General features: G+C 70.5%; 26 protein-coding genes and 1 pseudogene. 7 read left to right on the plus strand and 20 right to left on the minus strand.

The window, feature by feature from the left end; genetic code table 11:
- Nucleotides 1–548: 548 nt before the first annotated feature.
- The 5 genes from MFF55_RS07870 to MFF55_RS07890 all read right to left on the minus strand — a co-directional run bounded on the left by MFF55_RS07870 (nt 549) and on the right by MFF55_RS07890 (nt 4,151).
- Nucleotides 549–1,778 (minus strand): peptide ABC transporter permease, encoded by a 1,230-nt coding sequence (locus tag MFF55_RS07870; protein WP_238243534.1) that lies wholly within the window; start codon nt 1,776–1,778, stop codon nt 549–551.
- Between the two features lie 124 nt (nt 1,779–1,902).
- Nucleotides 1,903–2,421 (minus strand): DUF2937 family protein, encoded by a 519-nt coding sequence (locus tag MFF55_RS07875; protein ID WP_238243535.1) that lies wholly within the window; start codon nt 2,419–2,421, stop codon nt 1,903–1,905.
- Between the two features lie 64 nt (nt 2,422–2,485).
- Nucleotides 2,486–2,752, minus strand: a complete 267-nt coding sequence (locus MFF55_RS07880; RefSeq protein WP_238243536.1) for a hypothetical protein — start codon at nt 2,750–2,752, stop codon at nt 2,486–2,488.
- Nucleotides 2,753–2,758: 6 nt separating this feature from the next.
- Nucleotides 2,759–3,766, minus strand: a complete 1,008-nt coding sequence (locus tag MFF55_RS07885) for a WD40 repeat domain-containing protein (RefSeq protein ID WP_238243537.1) — start codon at nt 3,764–3,766, stop codon at nt 2,759–2,761.
- Nucleotides 3,767–3,854: 88 nt separating this feature from the next.
- Nucleotides 3,855–4,151 (minus strand): hypothetical protein, encoded by a 297-nt coding sequence (locus MFF55_RS07890; protein WP_238243538.1) that lies wholly within the window; start codon nt 4,149–4,151, stop codon nt 3,855–3,857.
- On the opposite strand from MFF55_RS07890, the gene MFF55_RS07895 reads away from it, so the two are divergent.
- From MFF55_RS07895 to MFF55_RS07905, 3 genes are all read left to right on the plus strand, one after another.
- Entirely contained in the window at nt 4,150–4,578 is a 429-nt protein-coding gene (locus tag MFF55_RS07895) for a response regulator (RefSeq protein ID WP_238243539.1), read from the plus strand. The two genes, MFF55_RS07890 and MFF55_RS07895, sit on opposite strands and share 2 nt — an antisense overlap.
- Before the next feature lie 25 nt (nt 4,579–4,603).
- Nucleotides 4,604–4,948 carry a photosystem reaction center subunit H gene (locus MFF55_RS07900; RefSeq protein ID WP_238243540.1) on the plus strand — a complete coding sequence of 115 codons (345 nt, stop codon included), beginning with the start codon at nt 4,604–4,606 and terminating at the stop codon, nt 4,946–4,948.
- A 105-nt stretch (nt 4,949–5,053) separates the two neighbouring features.
- A complete protein-coding gene (locus tag MFF55_RS07905; protein ID WP_238243541.1) occupies nt 5,054–6,127 on the plus strand; it encodes an ROK family protein in 1,074 nt (357 codons plus the stop codon).
- Between the two features lie 14 nt (nt 6,128–6,141).
- Here MFF55_RS07905 and MFF55_RS07910 read toward each other — a convergent pair whose 3' ends face one another.
- From MFF55_RS07910 to MFF55_RS07960, 11 genes are all read right to left on the minus strand, one after another.
- On the minus strand, nt 6,142–6,753 hold the full coding sequence (locus MFF55_RS07910; RefSeq protein ID WP_238243542.1) for a DUF2939 domain-containing protein: 612 nt from the start codon (nt 6,751–6,753) through the stop codon (nt 6,142–6,144).
- A gap of 36 nt (nt 6,754–6,789) precedes the next feature.
- A complete protein-coding gene (locus MFF55_RS07915) occupies nt 6,790–7,341 on the minus strand; it encodes an RNA pyrophosphohydrolase (RefSeq protein WP_238243543.1) in 552 nt (183 codons plus the stop codon).
- 367 nt (nt 7,342–7,708) lie between these two features.
- Nucleotides 7,709–8,917: a divergent polysaccharide deacetylase family protein gene (locus MFF55_RS07920; RefSeq protein WP_238243544.1), complete on the minus strand. Its 1,209-nt coding sequence runs from the start codon at nt 8,915–8,917 to the stop codon at nt 7,709–7,711.
- A gap of 136 nt (nt 8,918–9,053) precedes the next feature.
- A complete protein-coding gene (locus MFF55_RS07925; RefSeq protein WP_238243545.1) occupies nt 9,054–10,376 on the minus strand; it encodes a S41 family peptidase in 1,323 nt (440 codons plus the stop codon).
- Entirely contained in the window at nt 10,376–11,644 is a 1,269-nt protein-coding gene (locus MFF55_RS07930) for a murein hydrolase activator EnvC family protein (RefSeq protein ID WP_238243591.1), read from the minus strand. The genes MFF55_RS07925 and MFF55_RS07930 overlap by 1 nt, the downstream gene beginning before the upstream one ends.
- 101 nt (nt 11,645–11,745) lie before the next feature.
- On the minus strand, nt 11,746–12,249 hold the full coding sequence (rlmH, locus tag MFF55_RS07935; protein WP_238243546.1) for a 23S rRNA (pseudouridine(1915)-N(3))-methyltransferase RlmH: 504 nt from the start codon (nt 12,247–12,249) through the stop codon (nt 11,746–11,748).
- A gap of 28 nt (nt 12,250–12,277) precedes the next feature.
- Nucleotides 12,278–12,610 carry a ribosome silencing factor gene (gene rsfS, locus MFF55_RS07940; protein WP_373874749.1) on the minus strand — a complete coding sequence of 111 codons (333 nt, stop codon included), beginning with the start codon at nt 12,608–12,610 and terminating at the stop codon, nt 12,278–12,280.
- A gap of 148 nt (nt 12,611–12,758) precedes the next feature.
- Nucleotides 12,759–13,337, minus strand: coding sequence for a nicotinate-nucleotide adenylyltransferase (locus tag MFF55_RS07945; RefSeq protein ID WP_238243593.1), 579 nt, complete (start codon nt 13,335–13,337; stop codon nt 12,759–12,761).
- A gap of 41 nt (nt 13,338–13,378) precedes the next feature.
- Nucleotides 13,379–14,677, minus strand: a complete 1,299-nt coding sequence (locus tag MFF55_RS07950; protein ID WP_238243594.1) for a glutamate-5-semialdehyde dehydrogenase — start codon at nt 14,675–14,677, stop codon at nt 13,379–13,381.
- A 99-nt stretch (nt 14,678–14,776) separates the two neighbouring features.
- Complete coding sequence (gene proB / locus MFF55_RS07955) at nt 14,777–15,898, minus strand: glutamate 5-kinase (protein WP_238243547.1); 1,122 nt, start codon at nt 15,896–15,898, stop codon at nt 14,777–14,779.
- Nucleotides 15,895–16,023, minus strand: a complete 129-nt coding sequence (locus MFF55_RS07960) for a type II toxin-antitoxin system VapC family toxin (RefSeq protein ID WP_238243548.1) — start codon at nt 16,021–16,023, stop codon at nt 15,895–15,897. The genes proB and MFF55_RS07960 overlap by 4 nt, the downstream gene beginning before the upstream one ends.
- 53 nt (nt 16,024–16,076) lie before the next feature.
- On the opposite strand from MFF55_RS07960, the gene MFF55_RS07965 reads away from it, so the two are divergent.
- Both MFF55_RS07965 and MFF55_RS07970 read left to right on the plus strand, forming a co-directional pair.
- Nucleotides 16,077–16,346 carry a type II toxin-antitoxin system Phd/YefM family antitoxin gene (locus tag MFF55_RS07965; protein ID WP_238243549.1) on the plus strand — a complete coding sequence of 90 codons (270 nt, stop codon included), beginning with the start codon at nt 16,077–16,079 and terminating at the stop codon, nt 16,344–16,346.
- Nucleotides 16,343–16,732 (plus strand): type II toxin-antitoxin system VapC family toxin, encoded by a 390-nt coding sequence (locus MFF55_RS07970; protein WP_238243550.1) that lies wholly within the window; start codon nt 16,343–16,345, stop codon nt 16,730–16,732. The genes MFF55_RS07965 and MFF55_RS07970 overlap by 4 nt, the downstream gene beginning before the upstream one ends.
- A gap of 80 nt (nt 16,733–16,812) precedes the next feature.
- Here the strand turns inward: MFF55_RS07970 and obgE are convergent, their stop codons facing one another.
- From obgE to MFF55_RS07990, 4 genes and pseudogenes are all read right to left on the minus strand, one after another.
- Entirely contained in the window at nt 16,813–17,844 is a 1,032-nt protein-coding gene (obgE, locus tag MFF55_RS07975) for a GTPase ObgE (RefSeq protein WP_238243551.1), read from the minus strand.
- A 112-nt stretch (nt 17,845–17,956) separates the two neighbouring features.
- Nucleotides 17,957–18,223 (minus strand): 50S ribosomal protein L27, encoded by a 267-nt coding sequence (rpmA, locus tag MFF55_RS07980; protein ID WP_238243552.1) that lies wholly within the window; start codon nt 18,221–18,223, stop codon nt 17,957–17,959.
- A 124-nt stretch (nt 18,224–18,347) separates the two neighbouring features.
- A pseudogene (rplU, locus tag MFF55_RS07985) lies at nt 18,348–18,659 on the minus strand (50S ribosomal protein L21); the annotation flags it as partial.
- A gap of 211 nt (nt 18,660–18,870) precedes the next feature.
- A complete protein-coding gene (locus MFF55_RS07990; protein WP_238243553.1) occupies nt 18,871–20,391 on the minus strand; it encodes a helicase HerA-like domain-containing protein in 1,521 nt (506 codons plus the stop codon).
- A gap of 140 nt (nt 20,392–20,531) precedes the next feature.
- On the opposite strand from MFF55_RS07990, the gene MFF55_RS07995 reads away from it, so the two are divergent.
- Together MFF55_RS07995 and olsB are read left to right on the plus strand one after the other, a co-directional pair.
- A complete protein-coding gene (locus tag MFF55_RS07995) occupies nt 20,532–20,915 on the plus strand; it encodes a DUF2267 domain-containing protein (RefSeq protein ID WP_238243554.1) in 384 nt (127 codons plus the stop codon).
- A gap of 196 nt (nt 20,916–21,111) precedes the next feature.
- On the plus strand, nt 21,112–22,131 hold the full coding sequence (gene olsB / locus MFF55_RS08000; RefSeq protein WP_238243595.1) for a l-ornithine N(alpha)-acyltransferase: 1,020 nt from the start codon (nt 21,112–21,114) through the stop codon (nt 22,129–22,131).
- The last annotated feature ends 28 nt before the right edge of the window (nt 22,132–22,159 follow it).

A 22,159-nucleotide genomic window follows, 5' to 3' on the forward strand; every position in this document is an offset into this window, starting at 1 on the left:
CGCTCGCACCGCCAGGGTGGAAGCGGCGACGGGGCATGTCCTCCCCACTCGTGCTGCGCCCTCCCGCCCCGGCCTTGTGGGGCCGAGCAAACCGCTGCCCGGGGCAGAGGGACCGAGCCTCCGACGCGGGCACCGCCCTGCCGCCCAAAGCCCGCCCGGTCGGTCACCGGACAGACACCCTCAGTGCCAGGCAGCAGGTGACGGATTAGAAACATAATTTAGGAATAATAGCAAGACAAATCGTCGGACCGGATCGGGATCGCACGTGGTTGGCCTCCGCCGGAGGAGCGGAGCTGGGACGAGGTGTGGGCCTGCAGCCCTGGAGCGTCCCCTCTCCGCACCCCTTTCTCGGACGTCTGGAGCGTCAGCGGAGGGTGATCCGGGACCCGGCGAGGGAAGTGCCGCGGCCGCGGCTCATGACGAACGGCGCAAGGGTTCGGACGCTTCGCGGCGTCCCGAGCTGGGCCCCGGATCGGGTTCCGCTGACGCTCCACCCGTCCGGGGAAGGACGCGGGTGAAGCCGCCGAGGGGGTCAAGCGGAAACCGTATCAGGCGTCGTTGGCCGCCCGCAGCAGGCTCGCCTTGGGGCGCCGCGTCCGGAACTGTCCGCGCTCGACGGCGACGAAGACCAGCACGGCGATGGACAGGCTCGTGACCCACCACATCGCGGTCAGCCCGACGCCGACGCAGGCGATGGTGAAGGCCGCCGCGAAGGCCGCCATCGCGCCCGGGACCAGCGCCGGCGCCTGGCGGCCGGCCCGCTTCACGCACCCGAACAGGGCGTAGGCCGCCGCGAGGGCACCGACGATGCCGAGCTCGTACCAGAGCTCGAACAGCAGGGTCGTCGGCGCATTGACGGGCAGGAGGTTGACGAGGCGGCCGCGCCGCGCCGTCTCGAAGCCGTGCCCGGTGACGAGCCTCACGGGCTCGGTGGTCACCACCTTCTGCCAGGATTTCAGGGTCAGCACGGTAGGTGCCACGGGCCCTGCGACCGCGATGCCGATCGGCCGTGCCACGAAGGGGAGGAGCGGCGCCGCAACGAGCAGGACCGCGATTAGCCCTGCGGTGATCGTGGTGCCCAGGCTCGGCCTGTAGCTCGTCAGGGCGAAGGCGAGCGCGCCGACCGCCAGGGCGAGGAGCTGCGTCATGTTCGGTGCGAGCACCAGCGCGCCCGAGACCAGGAGCAGCACGGCGAGCGCTTCCACGTCGCGCCCCCGCGAGCGCAGCCAGGCCACCGAGGGCCAGGCGAGGAGGGCCAGGAGGATCAGGCCGCGATCCAGGGTGTTGTCCTCGTCGGAGCCGCCCCGGAGCGTATCGCCGAAGAGCCCCAGCAAGATCGCCAGGGTCGCCGCCGCCGCGACGCCGAGCGGCAGGAGATAGAGGTTGGCCGACCGCATCCGGTCCGGCAGGGCGAGGAAGCCGGCCAGCGTGAGCGCGATCGTCGCCGCGAGGTTGAGGAGGCGCTCGGTGGCCGGGCCGAGGAACGGCGTCCACACCAGCGACAGGACCGACCAGAGCACGACCAAGAGGCCGGCGAGAAAGGCCGGCGCTCCCAGGAGCCGCGCCAGGGCCGGCCGCAGCGGACGGTACTTGCCGTCGAGCGCGCCGGCGAGGACGAGAAGCACGATCGCGATCGGGGCCAGGATCACCACCGCCCGCCGGGCGACCTGCGCCGCCACGGGAACGATCACGAACAGCCCGAAGAAGCCGACCCGCCGCAGCAGCGCCGCCGCGTCGATCGCGGGGTCGACGGGACCGGGGTTCGACGCGCGCACCATGATCTGATCGAAGCCGTGGGCCGGCGCCGGGCGTGAGGCCTGCGCTCGCCGTCACTCCTAGTTCAGACGGCGGGCCCCGGCTGTAGATGCCCGGCAACACCTGTGCCCGCACGGCAACGCCGGATCAGGCGGTCGACGGCGCGCGTCGCAGCCGGGTGAGGCGGCGTCCGACATCGGACAGCACGCGCCATCCGCCCCAGGTGGCGAGGAAGCCGAGGAAGCCGGCGATGAGGCCGTCCGCCGTGGTCGGGACGGCGGGCGCGTAATCCTGGTAGGTCGCCCGCGTCAGGGGCAGGTCCGGGTTGCGGATCAGCGCCACCATGCGGCCGAGCGGTCCGCTGGCCGTGGCCAGCGCCTGCTGCTGCTCCGTGAGCGTCTTGAGGCGTTCCATATCCTCGCGTGCCGCCTCGCCGCGGCGGACCGTCAGGGGGTCGCCGCTGGCGCGCAGCCGGTCGAGCGCGGCCTCGCGGCTGTTGCCCGTCGCGGCCGCGTCCCGCTCGAAGGTGGTCACGACGCGCCGCAACTCATCGGTCGCCCCGCCGAGGCGCTGCGCGTATTGCTGCGCGAATTCCGGGCCTTGCGCCGCGACGGTTCCGCCGAGGAGGCCGAGCGCGAGGCCGATCGTGCGTAGGACACCGAACAAAGCTCAACCCCCGAACCGACGAGCGGACAAGACCAGGCGTGGGCACCGGTTCCCATCCGCGTGCTCAGCCTGCGGCATCGACGGCCGCGACGACATCGGCCTGCGTCACCGCGTCGGCGGGCTTCGCGACCTTCACGGCGCGGGTCCGCTGCCTGGGCACCATGAGCAGGATCACCGTCTCCAGGCCGGGGCAGGCCGGATCGGGACACAGGATCTCGTTGACCTTCACGATCGCCTCCTCGGGGAGGCCGGCGGCCTCGCGCGCCCAAGCCGCGACGCGCCGCCGATGGTCGTCCTCGGGTCGCGGCTTGCCGAAGCCGAGGAAGCGCATGAGGCCTCAGCCCGGCAGGGTCAGCACGCCGGCCCGACCGTCGGAGCAGCCGAAGCCGAGCCGCGCGCCGCGCCCGTCCCAGGCCAGGGCCGAAACGGCGCTGCCCTTCACCGCCGGGCGGACCAGGAGCTCGGAGGCGTCGGTGAAGCGGACGAGGAGGATGCAGCCGTCCTCGTAGCCCATCGCGAGCACGGGCGCCTTCGGATGGAAAGCGACGCGGGAGACCCGGGCCGGGCGCACGCCGCATTCCCGGGGCGCCTTGCCGGTGGGGCCCTCCTTGGAATCGAAGGGCCAGACGATCGCCGCCTCGGCCCCGCCGGTCGCGAGCCAGTGACCGTCGGACGACCAGCTCATGGACCGGACCTTCCCCGGATAGCCCGACATCCGCATGTGGCCGCGGTCCGGCTGCAGGCGCCAGCCGTGCAGCGCGTTCTCCTGCATCGTCGTGATCACGAAGCGCCCGTCGGGCGACCAGGTGACGTCGATGTGGGAGCCCTTCCACTCGATGGGCTCGGGCGTCGTCTCGAGATTCGGGTACCAGAGGGTGGCGCCGTTGTAATGCGCGACCGCGAGGCGAAAGCCCTTCGGTGCGAAGGCCAGGCCGCGCGCGGTCGAGGGCGCCGCGAAGGTCTTCTCCCGGCCCTTGGCGTCCCGGGCGGTGACGTTGCGGCCGGCGGCGTAGGCGAGGCCGCCGTCGGGGTGAAGCGCCAGCGCATCGATCCAGGCGCCGCCCTTGGCCGCCGCGACCTCGCCCGAGGTCCCGTCGGCCGTTGTCGCGACGATGCGACCGTCCTCGCCGCCGGTGACGAGGCGGCGCCCGTCGCTCGCGCCCACGAGGATCGCGGCGTCGGGATGCGCCTCCACACGGGTCGAGGAGCCGTCACGGGCGAGCAGGACGGCGCCGTCCCCGAGCGAGAGCGCCAAGGTGTCCTTGAGCCAGGCCAGGAACGTGACGTGGGCACCCGCCTCGATCGGCGCGACGTGATCGGTGAGTGAGGGGGCCTCGACGCTCATGCTCGGGACAAACGCTCCTTGCTGCCGGGTTTCGCGGATCGCCGCCCCGTCGGGCAGCCCTCCTCTGTAGCGGGAGGTTCCGCGCGGGTCACGACGCCCCGTCGCACGGCACGGGCTTCCCCGCCGCTGCGTGCAGCAAGACCAGCACGGTCGCAAGCAGGGCCGTCGAGGCGGCGATGTCCACCGGGTTCGCGACGAACGTCCGTCGGAGCGTCCCGGGATGGCGCGACGGCGATTCATCGCGGGCGGGCAGGGTTAAAGCTTTGCTCACCAAACCCGCGCAATTCGAGTGAACCGGGACGAACCGCCGGGACGCGGACCCGTTGGTCCAGCGATCCGGCAGGGCGGCCGTTGCCCGCCGCCGGGTGAGTTGGAGTTGCGTCATGGTCCCCTTCGCCTTCCCCGCCTTCATCGATCCGGCCTTCCCGCTGCACGGAGCCACAGAGACCGTCCTGGTGGTGGAGGACGAGGCCCTGGTTCGCGAGCTCGCGGCCGAGGCGCTGCTCGACGAGGGCTACCGTGTCCTGACGGCCGCCGATGCCGAGGCGGCCGAGGCCATCCTCCTGCGCGAGCGCGTCGATCTGCTCTTCACCGACATCGACCTGGCCCACAACACCAACGGCCTGGCGCTGGCGCGTCGGGCGCGGCGTCACCTTCCGCGCCTCCCTGTCCTCTACACCTCCGGCGGGCGCGCGAGCCTGTCGCCCGCCGATGCCGTGCCGCAATCCGTCTTCGTGCCCAAGCCCTATCGGCCGAGCCAGCTCGTGGCGCTGACGAACGACATCCTGCGCAGCTTCCCCGACCACGCCTGATCCGACGTCCTCACGGAGAGACCCCATGCATCGGCTGATCCCTGCACTCCTCCTGTCGCTCTGCGCGATACCCGCCTCGGCCGCGTGCAACGTGCGGGAGGCGGGCCTGGAGGAGGCCCTTGCGGCGAAGCCCGAGCTGCATGAGCCCGCCAACGGACCGCTTGCGGCCGATTTGCGAACCCTGCGGGATGCGGCGATCGTGCTCGAAACCTACGGCTTCGGGACAGAATGCGAGGGCCTCGTCGCGATCGTCGCGAAGCTCGCGGCCGACCCGAAGCGTACGATCGAGCGCGGCGATACCGACGAAGGCAAGGCCGAGGCGATGATCGAGGCCAGCAAGCCGAAGGCCGCTTCCGCCCCGCCCCAGTAGCCGGCGGCCGACCCTCCATCGCGCGCCCGATTCTGCCGTCGACCGATCGCGTGTTCGCGCGTTGAGGCTCCAGCGGATCGCGCGAACGAGGAAAGATCTCCGAGCATGGCAGACGGCGCAACGGTCAATCCAAGTCTGGCCCATGCGGGGCGCGACCTCCCGTCCGTCACCGTCGACCACTACAACATCGAGCTGAGGAACGACGAGGGCTTCGTCGGGGACAGAGTCTCGAAGCGCGCCTTCCGCGCGCTCATCGAGGGATGGCGCGAGAAGCTGCGCGAGCGCGGTCCCGACCCCCTTGGCGACCGTCCGAGCGAGGCGATCAGCAAGAAGCGGCTCGACGAGTTCCTGATCGAGGGCAGCCCTCAGGCCTCGGGGCTCGTGTTCAGCGCCGTCGAGGACTTCGCCCAGGAGCTTGCCGCCGTGGTGCGCCGCTTCCTTCGGCAGAAGGGCTGGCGCGACACCCAGGCCATCGTCGTCGGAGGCGGCCTGCGCGACAGCCTGGTGGGCCATCTCGCCATCGCCCGGGCCGCGGTGATCCTGCGCGCCGGAGGGCTCGACCTCACCCTTCAGCCGATCCGCAACCATCCCGACGATGCCGGGCTGATCGGCGCCGTCCACCTCGCGCCGGCCTGGATCTTCTCGGGCTACGACAGCCTGCTCGCGGTCGATATCGGCGGCAGCAACATCCGCGCGGGCGTGCTCGTCACGAACCAGAAGAAGACACCGGATCTCTCGCGCGCCGAGGTGTGGCGCTCCGAGATCTGGCGCCATTGCGACGACGACCCCGCGCCCAGCCGCGACGAGGCCATCCTCCGGCTCATCGCGATGCTGGAGGATTTGGTCGGGCGCGCCAAGCGGGCGCGCCTCGAACTCGCGCCCTTCATCGGCATCGGCTGCCCCGGGGTGATCGAGCCGGACGGAACGATCGAGCGCGGCGGCCAGAACCTGCCCGGCAATTGGGAGAGCAGCCGATTCAACCTGAGCCATCGCATCATCGAGGCGATTCCCCGCATCGGCTCGCACGACACGATGGTCGTCATGCACAACGACGCCGTCGTGCAGGGCCTGAGCGAGGTGCCCAACATGACCGAGGTCGAGCGCTGGGGCGTGCTCACCATCGGCACCGGGCTCGGCAACGCCCGCTTCACGAACCGCAAGGCGCGATCGGAGGATTGATGGCCGAGGCCGCTCTACGGCTTCCCCTTGAGAGGCCCGGGCGCGAGCTTCTGGGCGATCCTGTCGCGTAGCTCCTCCGTCAGCTCGATGTCGACGAGGCGCCAGGTCCAGCCGCGCAGGCGCAGTCGGATGCGGAACTGACGCGCGCGTGGCAGGTCGGGCGGCACGCCGATGACGACCGTGCGAAAGCCCCGCATCTCCGAGGCGAGATAGAAGGTCACGAGGCGGGTCAGGCCCTCGATGCGCAGGCCCGGACCGCCCTCGCCGTCGGCGGTTTCGCTTCTCGGCAGGTCGAGGGATTGCGGCCAGCCGTCGTCGAGCAGATCCACCACGGTCCGGGGCGTGACCAGGGCCTCGGCCAGGGGAATCGCGAGCGCGACGGCGGCGTCGCTGATCCGTTGGCGGTCGCGCGGGTCGCCGGCCGGCGATCCCTCAGGGCCTCGGGCCGCGGCCGCGGTCTGCCGGATCAGGGACAGCCGGAGCGTGCGGACGTTGACGTGCCGCTCGACGTAGTCCGCATCCCCTGTCTGCACGGCGCGGGCGAGGTCGTACAGCGCCCAGAACGGCGTCAGCGTGAACGCGAACCAGGCGAGCGCCAGCACGATCGGGATCGACCACCATCGCATCCGGCCGACCTCAGGCGCGCCCGGCGCGGAGGCGGCTCATGCCCGGCTCCAGGCCGTCAGGTCGGAGAAGGCCGCCGCCACGGCCTCGTAGACCGGCCGCTTGAAGGGGATGATGAGGTCGGGCAGGCCGGTCATCGGCTCCCAGCGCCAGGCGTCGAACTCCGACTTGTGGGCGCCACCGCCCGGCTGCAGCACGTCGATCTCGTCGTCCGATCCCAGGAAGCCGAAGGCGAACCACTTCTGGGTCTGGCCGCGATAGCGCCCCTTCCAGGCCTGTTTCAGGACATCGGGCGGCAGGTCGTAGGGGAGCCAGTCCGGGATCTCCCCGAGCCGCGTCACGGAGCCGGCGGGGACGTTCGTCTCCTCGTAGAGCTCGCGAAGGGCCGCCGTCTCCGGGTCCTCGCCCGGGTCGATCCCACCCTGCGGCATCTGCCAGGCCCGGTCCCCCGCCACGTGCTCCGGCCCGGCCTCCGCGCGGCGCCGGCCTACGAAGACGAGGCCCTGCCGGTTGATCAGCGCGATGCCGACGCAGGGGCGATAGGGCAGCTCAGGGGACTGCCCGGCGATAGCGGTCTCGACGGTGTTCATGGCGCGGGACCATACGGAGCGGGACTAGGCGCCGCAACGCGGGATCTTTTCCATCCCATTTCCGACCCATCGTTCGGCGTGTTCTGCACCCCGCACGACTGAGATGCAGTTCCCCCTCTCCTTCCGACAGGGCGATTGCAGAGGCGCGTGGCCGTGAGCGGTCCATCCACGCTTGTCATCCCGGGGCCGCTTAGCGGAGCCCGGGACCCAGAGCCGCTGACGGCGCAGACTGGACCTTCACCTATGATTCTGGTTTCCGGGCTCGCCTCGGGCGCCCCGGAATGACAATGGGTGGTGCCACATCACAGCTGAATGGGGACCGATCTGCAATCGCCTTGCCCCCAGCAGAGGGATCAGGCGCACCGGCCTACGGCATCGCGCTCGTCAGGCGCGCCGGTGCCGGTCCTCGGAGCGCGACGCTGACGGGGACCAGCCGCACGCCCCGCGCCTCGAGCTCCCGCGCCCAGCGCGCGATCCGCTCGATGCTGACCGGCAGCGCGCTCGCCGAAGCGAAGGCGAAGCCCTTCGCCTTCGCCAGCGCCTCCAGGCGGGCGAGTTCGCGGTCGACCATCTCCGCCCGCGGCACCGCGTCGAGGACGATGTCGGCGCGCGCCGCCGGCACCTTCGCCTTGGCCGCGAGGGCAAGCGACAGGGAGCGGGGCGAGGCGCCGTCATCGACGAAGGCGAGGCCGCGCGCGCCGATCTCGCGCAGGATCGGCTCCATCGCGGCGGGATCGCTCGTCAGCTTGGCGCCCATGAAATTGACGATGCCGACAAAGCCGCTGAAGCGGCTCATCGACCAGGACAGGCGGTCGAGGTTCTCGGCCGGCCGCGAGGTCGTCAGCAGGGTCTGGGGACCCGGATCGCTGTCGGGGTAGTCGAAGGGCTCCATCGGCGCCTGGAGGAAGGCCTCGTGGCCCGCCTCGCGCGCCCGGGCGACCGTCCGTTCGAGATCGCTGCCGTAGGGCGCGAAGGCGAAGGAGATCGCCGGCGGGAGCTTGGCGATCGCGCTCGCGGTCGCCGCCTGGCCGATGCCGAGCCCGGAGACGAGGATGGCGATGCGGGGACCGGCGGGGGCGCCGTCCGGCTCGGAGCGAGCATAGATGTCGAGCGGGCGCAGGCGCCCCTCGCCGAGGCGCGGCAGGGTGCCGTGGCGGCCGCGCTCGGTCAGCCGCGGATCGGGCGCCGGCGCGAGCTTGACGGGTCCGGCCCTGGGGACCCGGATCACGACGGCGTCGCCGGGGGCGGCGCTCCCGTCCGGCCGCACCACCACGACCCCGGACGCGTTCTCGACCTCCTGCGCCGAGCGCTGGGAGGAGGCCGGCACCTCGCGGATCGCGGCGGCGACGGGCTGGGGCGCCGCTGCCGGTGCTTCCCGGATCGCGATGGGGACGATCACCCGCGGCTCTCCGCCCTGCGGGTCGCCTGTCACGGCGACGATGCTCACACCGACGACGAGCGCGCCCACGAGCCCGCCGACGGCGACCGGCAGCGTGATCCGGACGGCGCCAGGCCGCCAGCGCCTGGCGACGGCCTTCCCGCCGAGCGGTTGCGTCAGGATGTCGTCGGAGGCCACGCCGCCCGCTTCCCAAGGCTCCGGGTACCTCGGCCGGCCTGGCCTTCAACGAGAAGCGGCCTCCAACGTCGGTCCCGTCCGACATTGCAGGCCGCTATGGTTAACGTTCCGCTAATCCTTCAGCGGGTTCGGTCGATCAGTTCGGGACGGCGGCCTTCGGCGTGTTGGCCGCGCCCTTCTGGATGCCGCGGACGAAGTCGAAGGCCGCGATCAGCTGCTTGTCCTTGGCCGGGTCCGGCGGGACGTAAGCCGACGAGCCGCCGCGCTCCTCGGCATCCTTCTGCTTGAGGTGGCCCTTGAGCCCGGCCTCGCCCTTCGTCTCGTCCTTGCCCTTCAGCTCGTCCGGCACCTCCTGCAGGACCTCCTGGTCCGGCTCGATGCCCTTGGCCTGGATCGAGCGGCCGGACGGCGTGTAGTAGCGCGCCGTGGTCAGGCGCAGCGCGCCGCTGCCGCCGAGCGGGATGATCGACTGCACGGAGCCCTTGCCGAAGGAGCGGGTGCCGAGCACGGTGGCGCGCTTGTGGTCCTGGAGCGCGCCGGCGACGATCTCCGAGGCCGAGGCGGAGCCGCCGTTGACGAGCACGACGATCGGCTTGCCCTTGGTGAGGTCGCCTCCCTTCGCCGAGAAGCGCTGGGTCTCGTCGGCGTTGCGGCCGCGGGTCGAGACGATCTCGCCGCGGTCGAGGAAGGCGTCCGACACGAGCACCGCCTGGTCGAGCAAGCCGCCCGGATTGTTGCGCAGGTCGAGGACGTAGCCCTTGAGCTTCTCGGAACCGATCTCGCTCGAGAGCTTGTCGATGGCGCTGCGCAGGCCGTCGAAGGTCTGCTCGTTGAACTGGGTGAGGCGGATATAGGCGACATCGCCGCCCTCGGCGCGCGAGCGCACGGGCTTGATCTTGATCACGTCGCGGTTGAGCGTGACCTCGATCGGCTCCTTCGCCTCCTTGCGGTTGATCTTGAGCTTGACCGGCGAGTTGACCGGCCCGCGCATCTTGTCGACGGCCTGGTTGAGGGTGAGGCCCTGGACCTGGTCCTCGTCGATCTGCGTGATCACGTCGTTCGAGAGGATGCCGGCCTTCGAGGCGGGCGTGTCGTCGATGGGCGAGACGACCTTGATCAGGCCCTCCTCCATCGTGACCTCGATGCCGAGTCCGCCGAACTCGCCGCGGGTCTGCACCTGCATGTCGCGGAAGCTCTTGGAATCCATGTAGCTCGAATGGGGATCGAGCGAGGTCAGCATGCCGTTGACCGCCGCCTCGATCAGCTTGGCCTCCTCCGGCTTCTCGACGTAGTCGGTGCGGACCTTCTCGAACACGTCGCCGAACAGGCTGAGCTGACGGTAGGTCTCGGCCGAGGCCGCCACCGCGCTGGTTCCGGACAGCAGGTGCGTTTGCGTCGCGATGACGGACGTTCCGGCGCCCAGAAACGCGCCGACCAGAACCAGGGAAATCTTGCGCATTATCCGCGAACCTTCTCGCTGGGGCTCTTCGCCCACCAAGGCTCCGGATCGATGGAGCCGCCGTCTTTCCTGAACTCGACGTAGAGAACCGGATCGCTTCGATCGTCGCCGGCCGCGGGAGCGGGTGAACCACCCTCCCCCATCACCGCCACGGGCTCTCCCGCGAGCACGAACTGTCCGACCTCGACGTTGATCCCGTCCATGCCTGCCAGCAAGAGATAGTAGCCATCGCCCGCGTTGATGATCAAGAGTCGCCCGTAAGACCGGAACTGGCCCGCGAAGGAGACCCAGCCGTCGGCCGGAGAGGCGACCACCGCCCTGGGGCGCGTGGCAAGCGATATGCCGCGCGACGTCCCGCCATTGCCGTCGGGCTGATTGAAATTACGCACAATCGCGCCGCTGACGGGCCGTGGCAGCTCGCCGCGTGCCTCCGCGAAGCGGATCTTCGGCGCAAGACGCGCGGGATCGCGGCTGCCGGCCGCTGCGAAGCGGTCCCGGGTCGCGCGGGCCTCCCGCTCCTCGGCGTCGCGGGCGGCCTCCGCTGCCTTCCGCGCCGAGGAGACCTCGCCCTCCATGCGGTCGATCAACTCCTTGAGGGAGCGGGCCTGACTGGCGAGCTCCGCCGTCCGGCCCCGCTCGGCGACGAGCCCGCTCTCGACGTCGGCGAGCCGGGTGCGGCGCGCGGTCACCAGGGCATTCAGCCGCTGCTGCTCGCGCGCCCATCCGGCGAGGTCGCCCTGCAGGCTCTGCCGGTCCGCGGCGATCAGACCCTTGAGGCGGACCAGCTCGGTGAGGTCCGCAGCGAGCGTCTCGGCCTCGCCGCGCAGCTCCGGCACCACGGCCCCGAGCAGCATCGAGGTGCGGATCACGGCCAGAACGTCCTCCGGCTGCACCAGCACGGCCGGCGGAGGACGGCGGCCCATGCGCTGCAGGGCCGCCAGGATCTCGGCGATGACGCCGCGCCGCGCCTCGAGGGAGCGCCGGATCGCCGTCTCGCTGGTCCCGAGCGTCTTCAGGCGCTCCTCCAGCCGGCTCATCCGATCCTCGGTCGCCTGGGATTGGCGCGCGGCGTCGAGCAGCGCCGCGTTCAGCTTGGCCCGATCTCCGCCGATCGCCTTGATCTCGGCCTCGAACTGGGCGCCCGCACCCTTGCTCGCGGCCAGGGCCTCCTCGATCTGCCGAAGGCTCTCCGCGCGGCGGTTCTTCTCCTCCAGCGTCCACTGGGCGGAATCGGGAAGCGCGACCTCCTGCGGAAAGGCAGGGGACATGATCAGGGCCATGAGGATCGCGGCGAGAACGCCGCAAAGGCGCGGCTTCGGGCGCCGAGCCGAGCTGGATGAAGGGTCGAGCATATCCCGCCATTCGTCGGTCATGGCGCCTCGGGATCGCCGCGGTGATAGGGGTGACCCGCCAGGATCGTGAGCGTGCGGTAAACCTGCTCCAGGGCCAGGACGCGCACAAGACCGTGGGGCAGGGTCGCCGCTCCGAAGGCGAGCGACAGGTCGGCGCGCGCGCGGACCGCGCGGTCGAGACCGTCGGCGCCGCCGATGGCGATCACCAGTGCCGTTCGGCCGGCGTCGCGCCAGGCCGCGACGCGCTCGGCAATTCGCTCGCTCGCCAAATCGGAACGCCCGCGCTCGTCATAGGCGAGCAGGATTCCATCGGTCGTGGGCAGGTGGGCGAGAATGGCCGCGCCCTCCTCGGCGCATCGATCCGGCGCACGTCTGGCGCGGCTCTCGGCAATCTCGGCGACGTCGCATCCGGCAAACCCCAGCGAGCGGCCGACCTGAACGGCGCGATCGCGGTACCGCGCTGCGAGGTCGCGCTCCGGCCCGGCCTTCAGCCGCCCGACCGCCGCGACGAGGAGGCGCATGGTCCGCGCCCGCCGGCGGGCCCGAGCCTCAGCCGGCCAGGAGACCGGCGGGACGGTCCGCGCCCCACATCTTCTCGAGATTGTAGAAGCCTCGTACCTCGGGGCGGAAGATATGGACGAGCACGTCGCCCGCATCGATCAGCACCCAATCGCAGGCCGGCAGGCCTTCGACCCGGGCCGAGCCGAAGCCCTTCGACTTCATGTCCTGCAGGATGCGGTCGGCGATGGCGCCGACATGGCGCTGCGAGCGGCCGGAGGTGATGATCATCGTGTCCGCGAGCGACGTCTTGCCGACGAGGTCGATCTCGATCGTCTCCTCGGCCTTCATGTCCTCCAGGCAATCGAGGGCCAGCGCCCGCAGATCGCCGATCTTCGCGTCGGCGGCTTGTTCGGAAGCGGCCGTCTCGGTGTGGGTGGAGGCGTTCAGGGTCTGATTTCCCGAAGTGTCGGCGGAACGGCCGCTGCGTCATGAAGGTCTGACCCAAGTTTGGAGGCTTCCCGCTCCATTTTCAATAGTTCGCCGAGCTTCTGTCCCTGACGCGCAACGCGGTGGAGGAGAGCGTCGAGCGCGGGCCGTGGAGAAAGGTCCAGGCCGGAGGCCTCCTGTCGGCAAGCCGCCCGGCGGCCTCCTCCTCCACCCGGAAGCGCGCGAGCGCCTGCGCCGCCCGAGACCCGGGAGCCGACAGCGTGAAGCCCGGCCGGTCGATCACGGCGATCGGCATCATCGCGGCGATCGACCGGAAGCCCTGCCAGCGATGGAAGCTCGCGAGGCTGTCGGCGCCCATGATCCAGACGAAATGCACGGCCGGGTGGCGCAGGCGCAGGTAGCGCAGGCTCTGGCGCGTGTAGCGCGCGCCGATCGCGCTCTCGAAGTCGGTGACCAGGATGCGCGGATGGGATGCGACGCGCCGGGCCGTCTCCACCCGCACCTCGAGCGGAGCGAGCTCGCCGTGATCCTTCAACGGATTGCCAGGCGTGACCATCCACCAGATCCGGTCGAGGCGCAGCCGCCGCAACGCCGTCAGGCTGACATGCCGGTGGCCCGGATGGGCCGGATTGAAGGACCCGCCATACAGGCCGATCCGCATGCCGGGCAGGGCCGGCGGCAGCCGCACCGGCACGGACTGGCTCAGGGCCGGGTCTGCCCGCTCCCGTGGACGCGGTACTTGAAGGTCGTCAGCTGCTCGACGCCGACGGGGCCGCGGGCATGCATCCGCCCCGTGGCGATGCCGATCTCGGCACCGAACCCGAACTCGCCACCGTCGGCGAACTGGGTCGACGCGTTGTGCGCCACGATCGCGGAATCGACCTCGGCGAGGAAGCGCGTCGCTTCCGCCGCGTCGTCGGTGACGATCGCATCGGTGTGATGCGAGCCGTAGGTCTCGATATGGTCGATCGCCGCGTCGAGCCCGTCGACGACGCGCGCCGCGATGATGGCGTCGAGGTACTCCGTCCGCCAATCGGCCTCGGTCGCGGCGGTCACGCGCGGATCCGCGGCCTGGACGGCGGCATCGCCCCGCACCGCGCAGCCGGCCTCGATCAGGGCCGCGACGAGGGGCAGGAGATGCGTCCCGGCGCAGGCGCGATCGACGAGCAGGGTCTCGGCGGCGCCGCAGATGCCGGTGCGGCGCATCTTGCTGTTGAGGACCACCGTGCGGGCCATGTCGAGGTCGGCGGCCGCCGCCACGTAGACGTGACAGACGCCGTCGAGATGCGCGAAGACCGGGACCCGCGCCTCGGCCTGGACCCGCTCGACGAGGCCACGTCCGCCCCGGGGCACGATCACGTCGATGCAGCCGTCGAGGCCCGCCAGCATGGCGCCGACGGCGGCGCGGTCCCGGGTCGGCACGAGCTGGACCGCGTCGGCGGGCAGGCCGGCCGCAACGAGGCCGGCGCTCATCGCACGGGCGATCGCCATGGCGGTGCGGTGGCTGTCGGAGCCGGCGCGCAGGATCGCGGCGTTGCCGGCCTTGAGGCAGAGGGCGCCGGCATCGGCGGTGACGTTCGGACGGCTCTCGAAGATGACGCCAACGACGCCCAGCGGCACGGCGATCCGCTCGATGAGCAGGCCGTTCGGGCGCTCGAAGGCCGCGATCTGGCGTCCGACCGGATCGGGGAGCGCGCCGATCTTCTGGACCGCGTCGGCGATCGCCGCCAGGCGGCCTTCGTCGAGGGTGAGGCGATCGATCAGAGCGGACGTCTGCCCGGCACTCCGGGCCGCGGCGACGTCGCGGGCATTCTCCGCGAGGATGACGTCCCGGTCGGCGCGCAGGCGCTCGGCGATCAGCCGGAGGGCGATGTCCTTGGTCTGCGCGGAGGCGAGCCCGATCTGGCGGGCCGCAGCGCGTGCGCGCTTGCCGATCTGCGCCATCTGCATGGCGAGGTCGGCGTCGATGGCGAAGTCGGAGCGCAAATTCAGGACCGGCACTGTCTTCATCCCCGCGGCCTCGTCGCAGCGGCCGCCCGTGTCAATCCACCCTCATGCCACGCGAGGATGCGACAAAACAAGCACGCTGAACCGCATGCCTCACCCGCCCGCCATGGCGAGGTCGTCGCGGTGGATCATCTCGGCGCGGCCGGGATGGGTGAGAAGTTCGGCGATCTCGCGGCTCGTGCGGCCGATGATGCCGGCCGCCTGCGTGCTGTCGTAGGCGACGAGGCCCCGGCCCAGCGTGCGTCCGGAAGCGTCGCGGATGATGACGGCGTCGCCCCGCCCGAAGCTGCCCTCGATGGCGGTGACGCCCACCGGCAGCAGGCTGGCGCCCCCCTGCAGCGCACGTGCCGCTCCCTGGTCGACGACGAGCGCACCGCGCGGCTCCAGCGAGCCGGCGATCCAAGCCTTGCGCGCGGCGATGGGGTTCGAGCCGGACAGGAACCAGGTGCAGCGCCCGCCCTGGAGGATCGTGCGCAGCGGGTTCTTCCCCCGTCCGTCGGCGATGATCATGTGCGTGCCGCCGCTGGCGGCGATCTTGCCGGCCTCGACCTTGGTGCGCATGCCGCCGCGGGAGAGTTCCGAGGCCGGCCCGCCCGCCATGGACTCGATCTCGGGCGTGATCCGCTCGACGAGGGGCAGGTGGCGCGCCTGCGGGTCGGTCGCCGGGGGCGCCGTGTAGAGACCGTCGATGTCGGAGAACAGCACGAGCACGTCGGCGCCGATCATGGTGGCGACGCGGGCGGCGAGGCGATCGTTGTCGCCGTATCGGATCTCGCTCGTGGCGACCGTGTCGTTCTCGTTGACCACGGGGACGGCGCGCACTTCGAGGAGCTTCAAGACGGTGGCGCGGGCGTTGAGGTAGCGGCGGCGCTCCTCGGTGTCCTGCGGCGTGACCAGGATCTGCCCGGCGGCGATGCCGTGATGGCCGAGCGCCTCGGACCAGTGCCGAGCGAGCGAGATCTGGCCCACCGCGGCGGCGGCCTGGCTCTCTTCAAGCCGCAACGTGCCGGGCGCATAGCCGAGGACGGTGCGGCCCAGCGCGATCGCGCCGGAGGACACCACGAGCACGTCGACGCCCCGCGCATGCAGCTCGGCGATGTCCTCGGCGAGCGCCGCGAGCCAGGCATGGCGCAGGCGACCGCGGCTCCGGTCGACGAGAAGCGCCGAGCCGACCTTGAGAACGACGCGGCGGAAATCCTGGAGGGCGGGTGTCATGGGACGGGTCGGTACGCGGGCTCGATGTCCGTGTGCACGAAGTCGTTGCCCTTGAACAAGAGCGGCAGGCCGTGGACCTTGGCGGCCGCATCGACGAGGCCATCGCCGGAACTCGGTTTCCTCACCACGGCTCTGGCGAATCTTGCCTTTGTGGCTGCATGTAGCTACATCGCGAACCATGACGATCGTGTCGATCCGCGAAGCGAAGAACCGCCTGACGGCGCTGGCCCGTCAGGTCGAGAACGGCGAGACGATCGTCGTTACCCGCAACGGTCGGCCGGTTTTTGATCTCGTGCCCCATCAGCCCCGCAAAGGGCTGCGATGGGAGGCGATCGACGCGTTCAAGGCGAAGCACGGGATCACCACCATCGCGCCCTTCGTCGCGGAGGACTTCGACGATCCGTTGCCTGACGATTTTCTCCTGCGCCCGTTGCCGCCGGACGCATGAAGCTCCTGCTCGATACCCACATCTTCCTGGCCCTGATCGAGAGAAGGACGGGCGGCTTCCCCCCAGGCGTCCAGCGGTTGCTCGCCGAGCCGGCGGGCGAGTTCCATGTGAGCGTGGCGAGCCTGTGGGAAATCGCCATCAAATGGCGGCTGGGCAAGCTCCGGCTGACGCCGGACCTCAGGACGCTCCCCGAACTCATCGCCGGTCTCGGGATAGACCTCGTGCCGATCAACGGGCACCGCGCCCTTGCGTCCGTCGAACCCGAGCCGGCCACCCGCGATCCGTTCGATAAGATGCTGCTCGCTCAATGCCAGGTCGAGAACCTCCGGCTCGTGACGATCGATCGGGCACTCGTCGCCCACCCATTCGCGGCGAAGGCAGACTGACCCCTACGGCGCTACCCCGTCACGAGTGCCGGGATCATGCGCCAGGATCACGCCTTCGCTTCGAGATCGCACCGCGTGACTCACGGCTGCCAGGGCGCCGGCTGTGCTTCCTCCTCGGCGATCCGAGCCACTCGCATCTCCGTCGCAATCGTCCGAAGCGCGTCCTGCACGCCGAGCCCGCTCGCTGCTGACAACACCAGCGGCTTGCGCTTCGCCGCCCGCTTCAGCCGCGCGAGCTGCTCCTTGAGCGTCTCCGGATCGAGGGCGTCGACCTTCGACAGGGCGACGATCTCGGGCTTGTCCTCGAGGCCATGCCCGTAGGCTTCGAGCTCGCCCCGGACGAGCTTGTAGGCCTTTCCCGCGTGTTCGCTGGTGCCGTCGACGAGGTGCAGGAGCACGCGGCAGCGCTCCACGTGGGCGAGGAACTTGTCGCCCAGGCCCACGCCCTCATGCGCGCCCTCGATCAGGCCCGGGATGTCGGCGAGCACGAATTCCCGCTCGTCCGAGCGTACGACGCCCAGCCCGGGATGCAGGGTCGTGAAGGGGTAATCGGCGATCTTCGGCTTGGCGGCGGTGACCGTCGCCAGGAACGTGGACTTGCCGGCATTCGGCAGGCCGACCAAGCCGGCATCGGCGATGAGCTTGAGACGCAGCCAGATCCACTGCTCGCTGCCCTCCTGCCCCGGATTGGCGTGCTTGGGCGCGCGGTTCGTGGAGGTGGTGAAATAGGCGTTGCCGAAGCCGCCATTGCCGCCCTTGGCCAGCCGCACCCGCTGCCCGACATGGGTCATGTCGGCGATCAGCGTCTCGCCGTCCTCGGCCACGATCTCCGTGCCGGCGGGCACCTTGAGCACCACGTCGGCCCCGTTGGCGCCGTGGCGGTTCGAGCCCATGCCGTGCTCGCCCTTCTTGGCCTTGAAGTGCTGCTGGTAGCGGTAGTCGATCAGCGTGTTCAGCCCCTCGACGCATTCCACCCAGACGTCGCCGCCGCGGCCGCCATCGCCACCGTTGGGGCCGCCGAACTCGATGAACTTCTCGCGGCGGAACGCCACGCAGCCGGCCCCGCCGTCGCCGGAGCGGACGTAGACTTTGGCTTCGTCGAGGAATTTCACGGCTGCGCTCGTTTCGATCGTCGTTGAGGATGGAAAACAACAACGGGGAAGGTGGTTTCCCACCTCCCCCGCGATCGGTGCCGGCGCCCTACCCTCGTCGAGGGGCGAATGCTTATTCGGCGGCTTCCTGGTGCGGGATCACCGCGACGAAGGCGCGGCCGCGCTTCGTCTGGAACTGCACCCGGCCGTCGGCCTTGGCGAAGAGGGTGTGGTCGGTGCCGATGCCGACATTGACGCCGGGATGCACCTTGGTGCCGCGCTGGCGCACGATGATGTTGCCGGCGATCACCGCCTCCGAGCCGAACTTCTTCACGCCGAGGCGCTGGCCGGCCGAGTCGCGGCCGTTGCGGGATGAGCCGCCTGCTTTCTTATGGGCCATCTGGGATTACTCCGAATCTGGGTTGGCGGGGCTAAGATCAGGCTTCGGCCGAGGCGGTCGCGGGCAGCGACTCGGCTTTCTCGGCCTTGGCCCTGCGCGCCGGCGCCTTCGACGACTGACCGCCCGCGCTGATCTCGGTGATGCGCACGACGGTGTGGTGCTGGCGATGACCGCGCTTGCGGCGCGAGTTCTGGCGGCGGCGCTTCTTGAAGGCGATCACCTTCTTGTCGCGGCCATGGCCGACGATCTCGCCGGTAACGCCGATGCCGGTGAGCAGCGGCGCGCCGACCTGGGTCACGCCCTCGCCGTCCGTGAAGAGCAGCACGTCGCCGAAGGTGACGGTGGCGCCCTCCTCGCCCTCGAGCGTGGCGATCGTGATGGTGTCGTTGGCGGCGACGCGGTACTGCTTGCCGCCCGTCTTGATGACTGCGAACATCGTTCTCTCTCGTGTTCTCTGCCGGCCTCCGGCTGGCGCCTGGACCGTCTTCTTGTTCAGGTCATCCGCGCGGGCCTGACGCCATGCACGAACGCGAAACGCGCGGACTTCGTCGAGGAAGCCGCGCGTCGTGGCGGTGGATAGGCGCTCAGGAGCCAATTTGTCAATGTCGCCTGCGAGGGCGTGCTTCGCCGGAGGGCGAGACGGACACCTACCGCTTCATCAACCCGCCCAGCACGTTCCGCAGGATCGCATTCCCCACCTGCGTGCCGACGGTGCGCGCCATCGAGCGGGCGGCGTTGCCCACCACCTGCTCGGCGAGGCTCTGCGGCGGGCGCCGGCCGCCCTTCCCGGACGGCTTCGAGCCGAAGACGCCGCCGAGCAGGCCGCCGAGCATCCCGCCAAGGCCGCCCTCGCTCTGCTGCGCCGCCTCGGCGGGGGCCGTGTCGAGGTTCTTCCGTTTCGCCAGCAGCTCGTAGGCGCTCTCGTTGTCGACGGCCTGATCGTACTTACCCCGCAGCGGGCTCGCGGCGATGATGCCGGCGCGCTCGGCCGGCGTCAGCGGCCCGACGCGGCCCTGCGGGGGGGCGATCAACGCTCGCTCGACCACCGAGGGCGTGCCCTTGGCTTCGAGGAAGCTCACCAGCGCCTCGCCGACGGCGAGCTCGGTGATCGCCTCGGCGACGTCGAAGCCGGGATTCTGCCGGAAGGTCTCGGCTGCGGCCTTCACCGCGCGCTGGTCGCGGGGCGTGAAGGCGCGCAGCGCGTGCTGCACCCGGTTGCCGAGCTGGCCGAGCACGGTCTCGGGCACGTCCAGCGGGTTCTGCGTCACGAAATAGACCCCGACGCCCTTCGAGCGGATCAGGCGCACCACCTGCTCGACCGCATCGAGCAGCGCCTTCGGCGCATCGTTGAAGAGCAGGTGCGCCTCGTCGAAGAAGAACACCAGCTTCGGCTTCTCCAGGTCGCCGACCTCCGGCAACTGCTCGAACAGCTCCGAGAGCATCCAGAGCAGGAACGAGGCGTAGAGCCGGGGCCGCTGCATCAGCTTGTCGGCGGCCAGGATGTTGACGATGCCGCGGCCTTCGCGGTCGACCTTCATGAAGTCGTTGAGGTCGAGCGCCGGCTCGCCGAAGAAGGAATGCGCGTCCTGGTTCTCCAGCATCAGGAGCTGGCGCTGGATCGCGCCGACAGAGGCCGCGGAGACGTTGCCGTACTTGCCCGAGATCTCCCTCAGATTCTCGGAGAGGAACACGAGCAGCGCGCGCAGGTCCTTCAGGTCGAGGACCGGCCATTGGTTGTCGTCCGCTACGCGGAAGGCGATGTTGAGCACGCCCTCCTGCGTGTCGTTGAGTTCGAGCAGCCGCGCGAGCAGCAGCGGCCCCATCTCGATGACGGTGGCGCGGATCGGGTGGCCCTGCTCGCCGAACAGGTCCCAGAACACCGTCGGAAAGCGGTCGGGCTCGTAGGCGATGCCGAGTTCCTCGGCGCGCTTCACGAAGACCGGCTTCGATTCGCCGGCCGCGGCGAGCCCGGAGAGATCGCCCTTGATGTCGGCGGCGAAGACCGGGACGCCGGCATTCGAGAAGCCCTCGGCGAGAACCTGCAGCGTCACGGTCTTGCCGGTTCCCGTGGCGCCGGCCACGAGCCCGTGCCGGTTGGCGAGCTTCAGGGTCAGGACCTCGCGCTTCGCGCCGCTCTTGCCGACCAGGATGGTGCCGTCGCCCTGCATGACCAACCGTCCCCTGCGTGTCTCGACCTTGGCCTTATGCCGCCTGGGCCGGGCATTTTCCAGCGCGGCCCGCTCGCGGCCTTGATTTCGCGGGCGCCACGATTGATTGACGGGCATTCCCACGCTTTGGAGCGTTTCAGATGGACGAGTTGATTGCCCGCGTCACCCGCGTGACCGGGCTGGAGGCCTCGACGGCGCAGACCGCGATCGGCCACATCCTGGCGTTCCTTCAGAAGGAAGGCCCGGCGGCCGAGGTGAGCCAGCTCCTCGCGGCCATCCCGGGGGCGGAGACCGCGATAGCCCAGAGCAACGACGGCGAGGGCGGCGGCCTCATGGGCATGTTGGGCGGCATGATGGGCGGCGGCGTGATGGCGCTCGGCCAGAAGCTCATGTCCGCCGGCGTGCCGATGGGCCAGATGCAGCCGCTCGGCCGCGAACTCTTCGCCTATGGCCGCGAAAAGGCGGGCGAGGACGTGATGGGCCCGATCATCGGCTCGATCCCCGGCCTCAACCAGTTCGTCTGAGCCGATAGGCTTATTTGCTTCGGCGGCTACCGATGAGGGAGTCGCCGAACGCGCTCCTGCCACGAAGGCCAAGTCTCTGTACTTGAACGCGAAACGCTGTCATAAAAGCGTTCGCGCTTCGTGTTGTTGTCACCCTCCGAGGTCCGAGGTCGTGCACTCCATCGGGGGGCGCTTCGGGGGCTTGGCAGGGCGTAAGATGGTCCCGAATTTCGCACGAGACGCTTCGCAGGCGTGGCTCAACGGCTGGGAGGCGCATGTCCACGCGCCGTTTGCCCGGTTTAAGCAGAAGCGGGCCGAGGCCGGCCTACCGGGCCTCTACGGTCGGGGGCTGATCCCGCCCGGCGCGGCGCCGATCAAGTTCAAGCCTCGCCTCAGGAAGCCGCTCGCCGCGCCGGGCCTCGACCCGAGCCTCGGGCGGATCGGCAACCTCGAAGTGCGGCTCGCGACGACGGTCTCCGAGATTCGCCGTGCCCAGCGCCTGCGCTACCGCGTCTTCTACGAGGAGATGTCGGCGGTCGCGACGGGCATGACGCTCCTGTCGCGTCGCGACATCGACGATTACGATACCGTCTGCGACCACCTGCTGGTCATCGATCACGCGGCGACCGAGGCCAAGCCCTTCCGCCGCCCGCGGCCGAAGGTGGTCGGCACCTATCGCCTGCTGCGCCAGGAGGCGGCGGACCGGAACTTCGGCTTCTACACGGCGGGCGAGTACGACATCGGCCCCCTGCTGGCGGCCAATCCGGGCAAGCGCTTCCTCGAGCTCGGCCGCTCCTGCGTGCTGAAGCCCTACCGGACCAAGCGGACGGTGGAGCTGCTCTGGGCGGGCATCTGGGCCTATGTCCAGCACCACCGCATCGACGCGATGCTCGGCTGCGCCAGCCTCGAGGGCACCGATCCCGACCGGCTCGCCCTGCCCCTGAGCTTCCTGCACCACCATGCCCGGGCGCCGGAAGCCTGGCAGGCGCGGGCGCTGCCCGAGCGCTACGTCTCGATGAACCGGATGAGCCGCGAATCGATCGATCCCAAGGCCGCGCTCCAGGCGCTGCCGCCGCTGATCAAGGGCTACCTGCGGGTCGGCGCCACCTTCGGCGACGGCGCGGTGATCGACCGGCAATTCGGCACCACCGACGTGTTCGTGGTCCTGCCGGTCTCCGCGATCGCCTCCCGCTACATCGACCATTTCGGCCCCGCCGCGAACCGCCGCGCCGCCTGATCCTCTGGCCTCGGACGCCGTCGCGATG

This window comes from Methylobacterium iners (genome assembly GCF_022179305.1).
GTDB classification, from domain to species: domain Bacteria; phylum Pseudomonadota; class Alphaproteobacteria; order Rhizobiales; family Beijerinckiaceae; genus Methylobacterium; species Methylobacterium iners.

Bases quoted from the DNA above. Each gene is read 5' to 3' on its own strand.
- MFF55_RS07870 (WP_238243534.1), bottom strand. From the start codon at position 1,778: ATGGTGCGCGCGTCGAACCCCGGTCCCGTCGACCCCGCGATCGACGCG.
- MFF55_RS07880 (WP_238243536.1), bottom strand. From the start codon at position 2,752: ATGCGCTTCCTCGGCTTCGGCAAGCCGCGACCCGAGGACGACCATCGG.
- MFF55_RS07885 (WP_238243537.1), bottom strand. From the start codon at position 3,766: ATGAGCGTCGAGGCCCCCTCACTCACCGATCACGTCGCGCCGATCGAG.
- MFF55_RS07895 (WP_238243539.1), top strand. From the start codon at position 4,150: ATGGTCCCCTTCGCCTTCCCCGCCTTCATCGATCCGGCCTTCCCGCTG.
- MFF55_RS07890 (WP_238243538.1), bottom strand. From the start codon at position 4,151: ATGACGCAACTCCAACTCACCCGGCGGCGGGCAACGGCCGCCCTGCCG.
- MFF55_RS07900 (WP_238243540.1), top strand. From the start codon at position 4,604: ATGCATCGGCTGATCCCTGCACTCCTCCTGTCGCTCTGCGCGATACCC.
- MFF55_RS07905 (WP_238243541.1), top strand. From the start codon at position 5,054: ATGGCAGACGGCGCAACGGTCAATCCAAGTCTGGCCCATGCGGGGCGC.
- MFF55_RS07910 (WP_238243542.1), bottom strand. From the start codon at position 6,753: ATGCGATGGTGGTCGATCCCGATCGTGCTGGCGCTCGCCTGGTTCGCG.
- MFF55_RS07915 (WP_238243543.1), bottom strand. From the start codon at position 7,341: ATGAACACCGTCGAGACCGCTATCGCCGGGCAGTCCCCTGAGCTGCCC.
- MFF55_RS07925 (WP_238243545.1), bottom strand. From the start codon at position 10,376: ATGCGCAAGATTTCCCTGGTTCTGGTCGGCGCGTTTCTGGGCGCCGGA.
- MFF55_RS07930 (WP_238243591.1), bottom strand. From the start codon at position 11,644: ATGTCCCCTGCCTTTCCGCAGGAGGTCGCGCTTCCCGATTCCGCCCAG.
- rlmH (WP_238243546.1), bottom strand. From the start codon at position 12,249: ATGCGCCTCCTCGTCGCGGCGGTCGGGCGGCTGAAGGCCGGGCCGGAG.
- MFF55_RS07945 (WP_238243593.1), bottom strand. From the start codon at position 13,337: ATGCGGATCGGCCTGTATGGCGGGTCCTTCAATCCGGCCCATCCGGGC.
- proB (WP_238243547.1), bottom strand. From the start codon at position 15,898: ATGACACCCGCCCTCCAGGATTTCCGCCGCGTCGTTCTCAAGGTCGGC.
- MFF55_RS07965 (WP_238243549.1), top strand. From the start codon at position 16,077: ATGACGATCGTGTCGATCCGCGAAGCGAAGAACCGCCTGACGGCGCTG.
- MFF55_RS07970 (WP_238243550.1), top strand. From the start codon at position 16,343: ATGAAGCTCCTGCTCGATACCCACATCTTCCTGGCCCTGATCGAGAGA.
- rpmA (WP_238243552.1), bottom strand. From the start codon at position 18,223: ATGGCCCATAAGAAAGCAGGCGGCTCATCCCGCAACGGCCGCGACTCG.
- MFF55_RS07990 (WP_238243553.1), bottom strand. From the start codon at position 20,391: ATGCAGGGCGACGGCACCATCCTGGTCGGCAAGAGCGGCGCGAAGCGC.
- MFF55_RS07995 (WP_238243554.1), top strand. From the start codon at position 20,532: ATGGACGAGTTGATTGCCCGCGTCACCCGCGTGACCGGGCTGGAGGCC.
- olsB (WP_238243595.1), top strand. From the start codon at position 21,112: ATGGTCCCGAATTTCGCACGAGACGCTTCGCAGGCGTGGCTCAACGGC.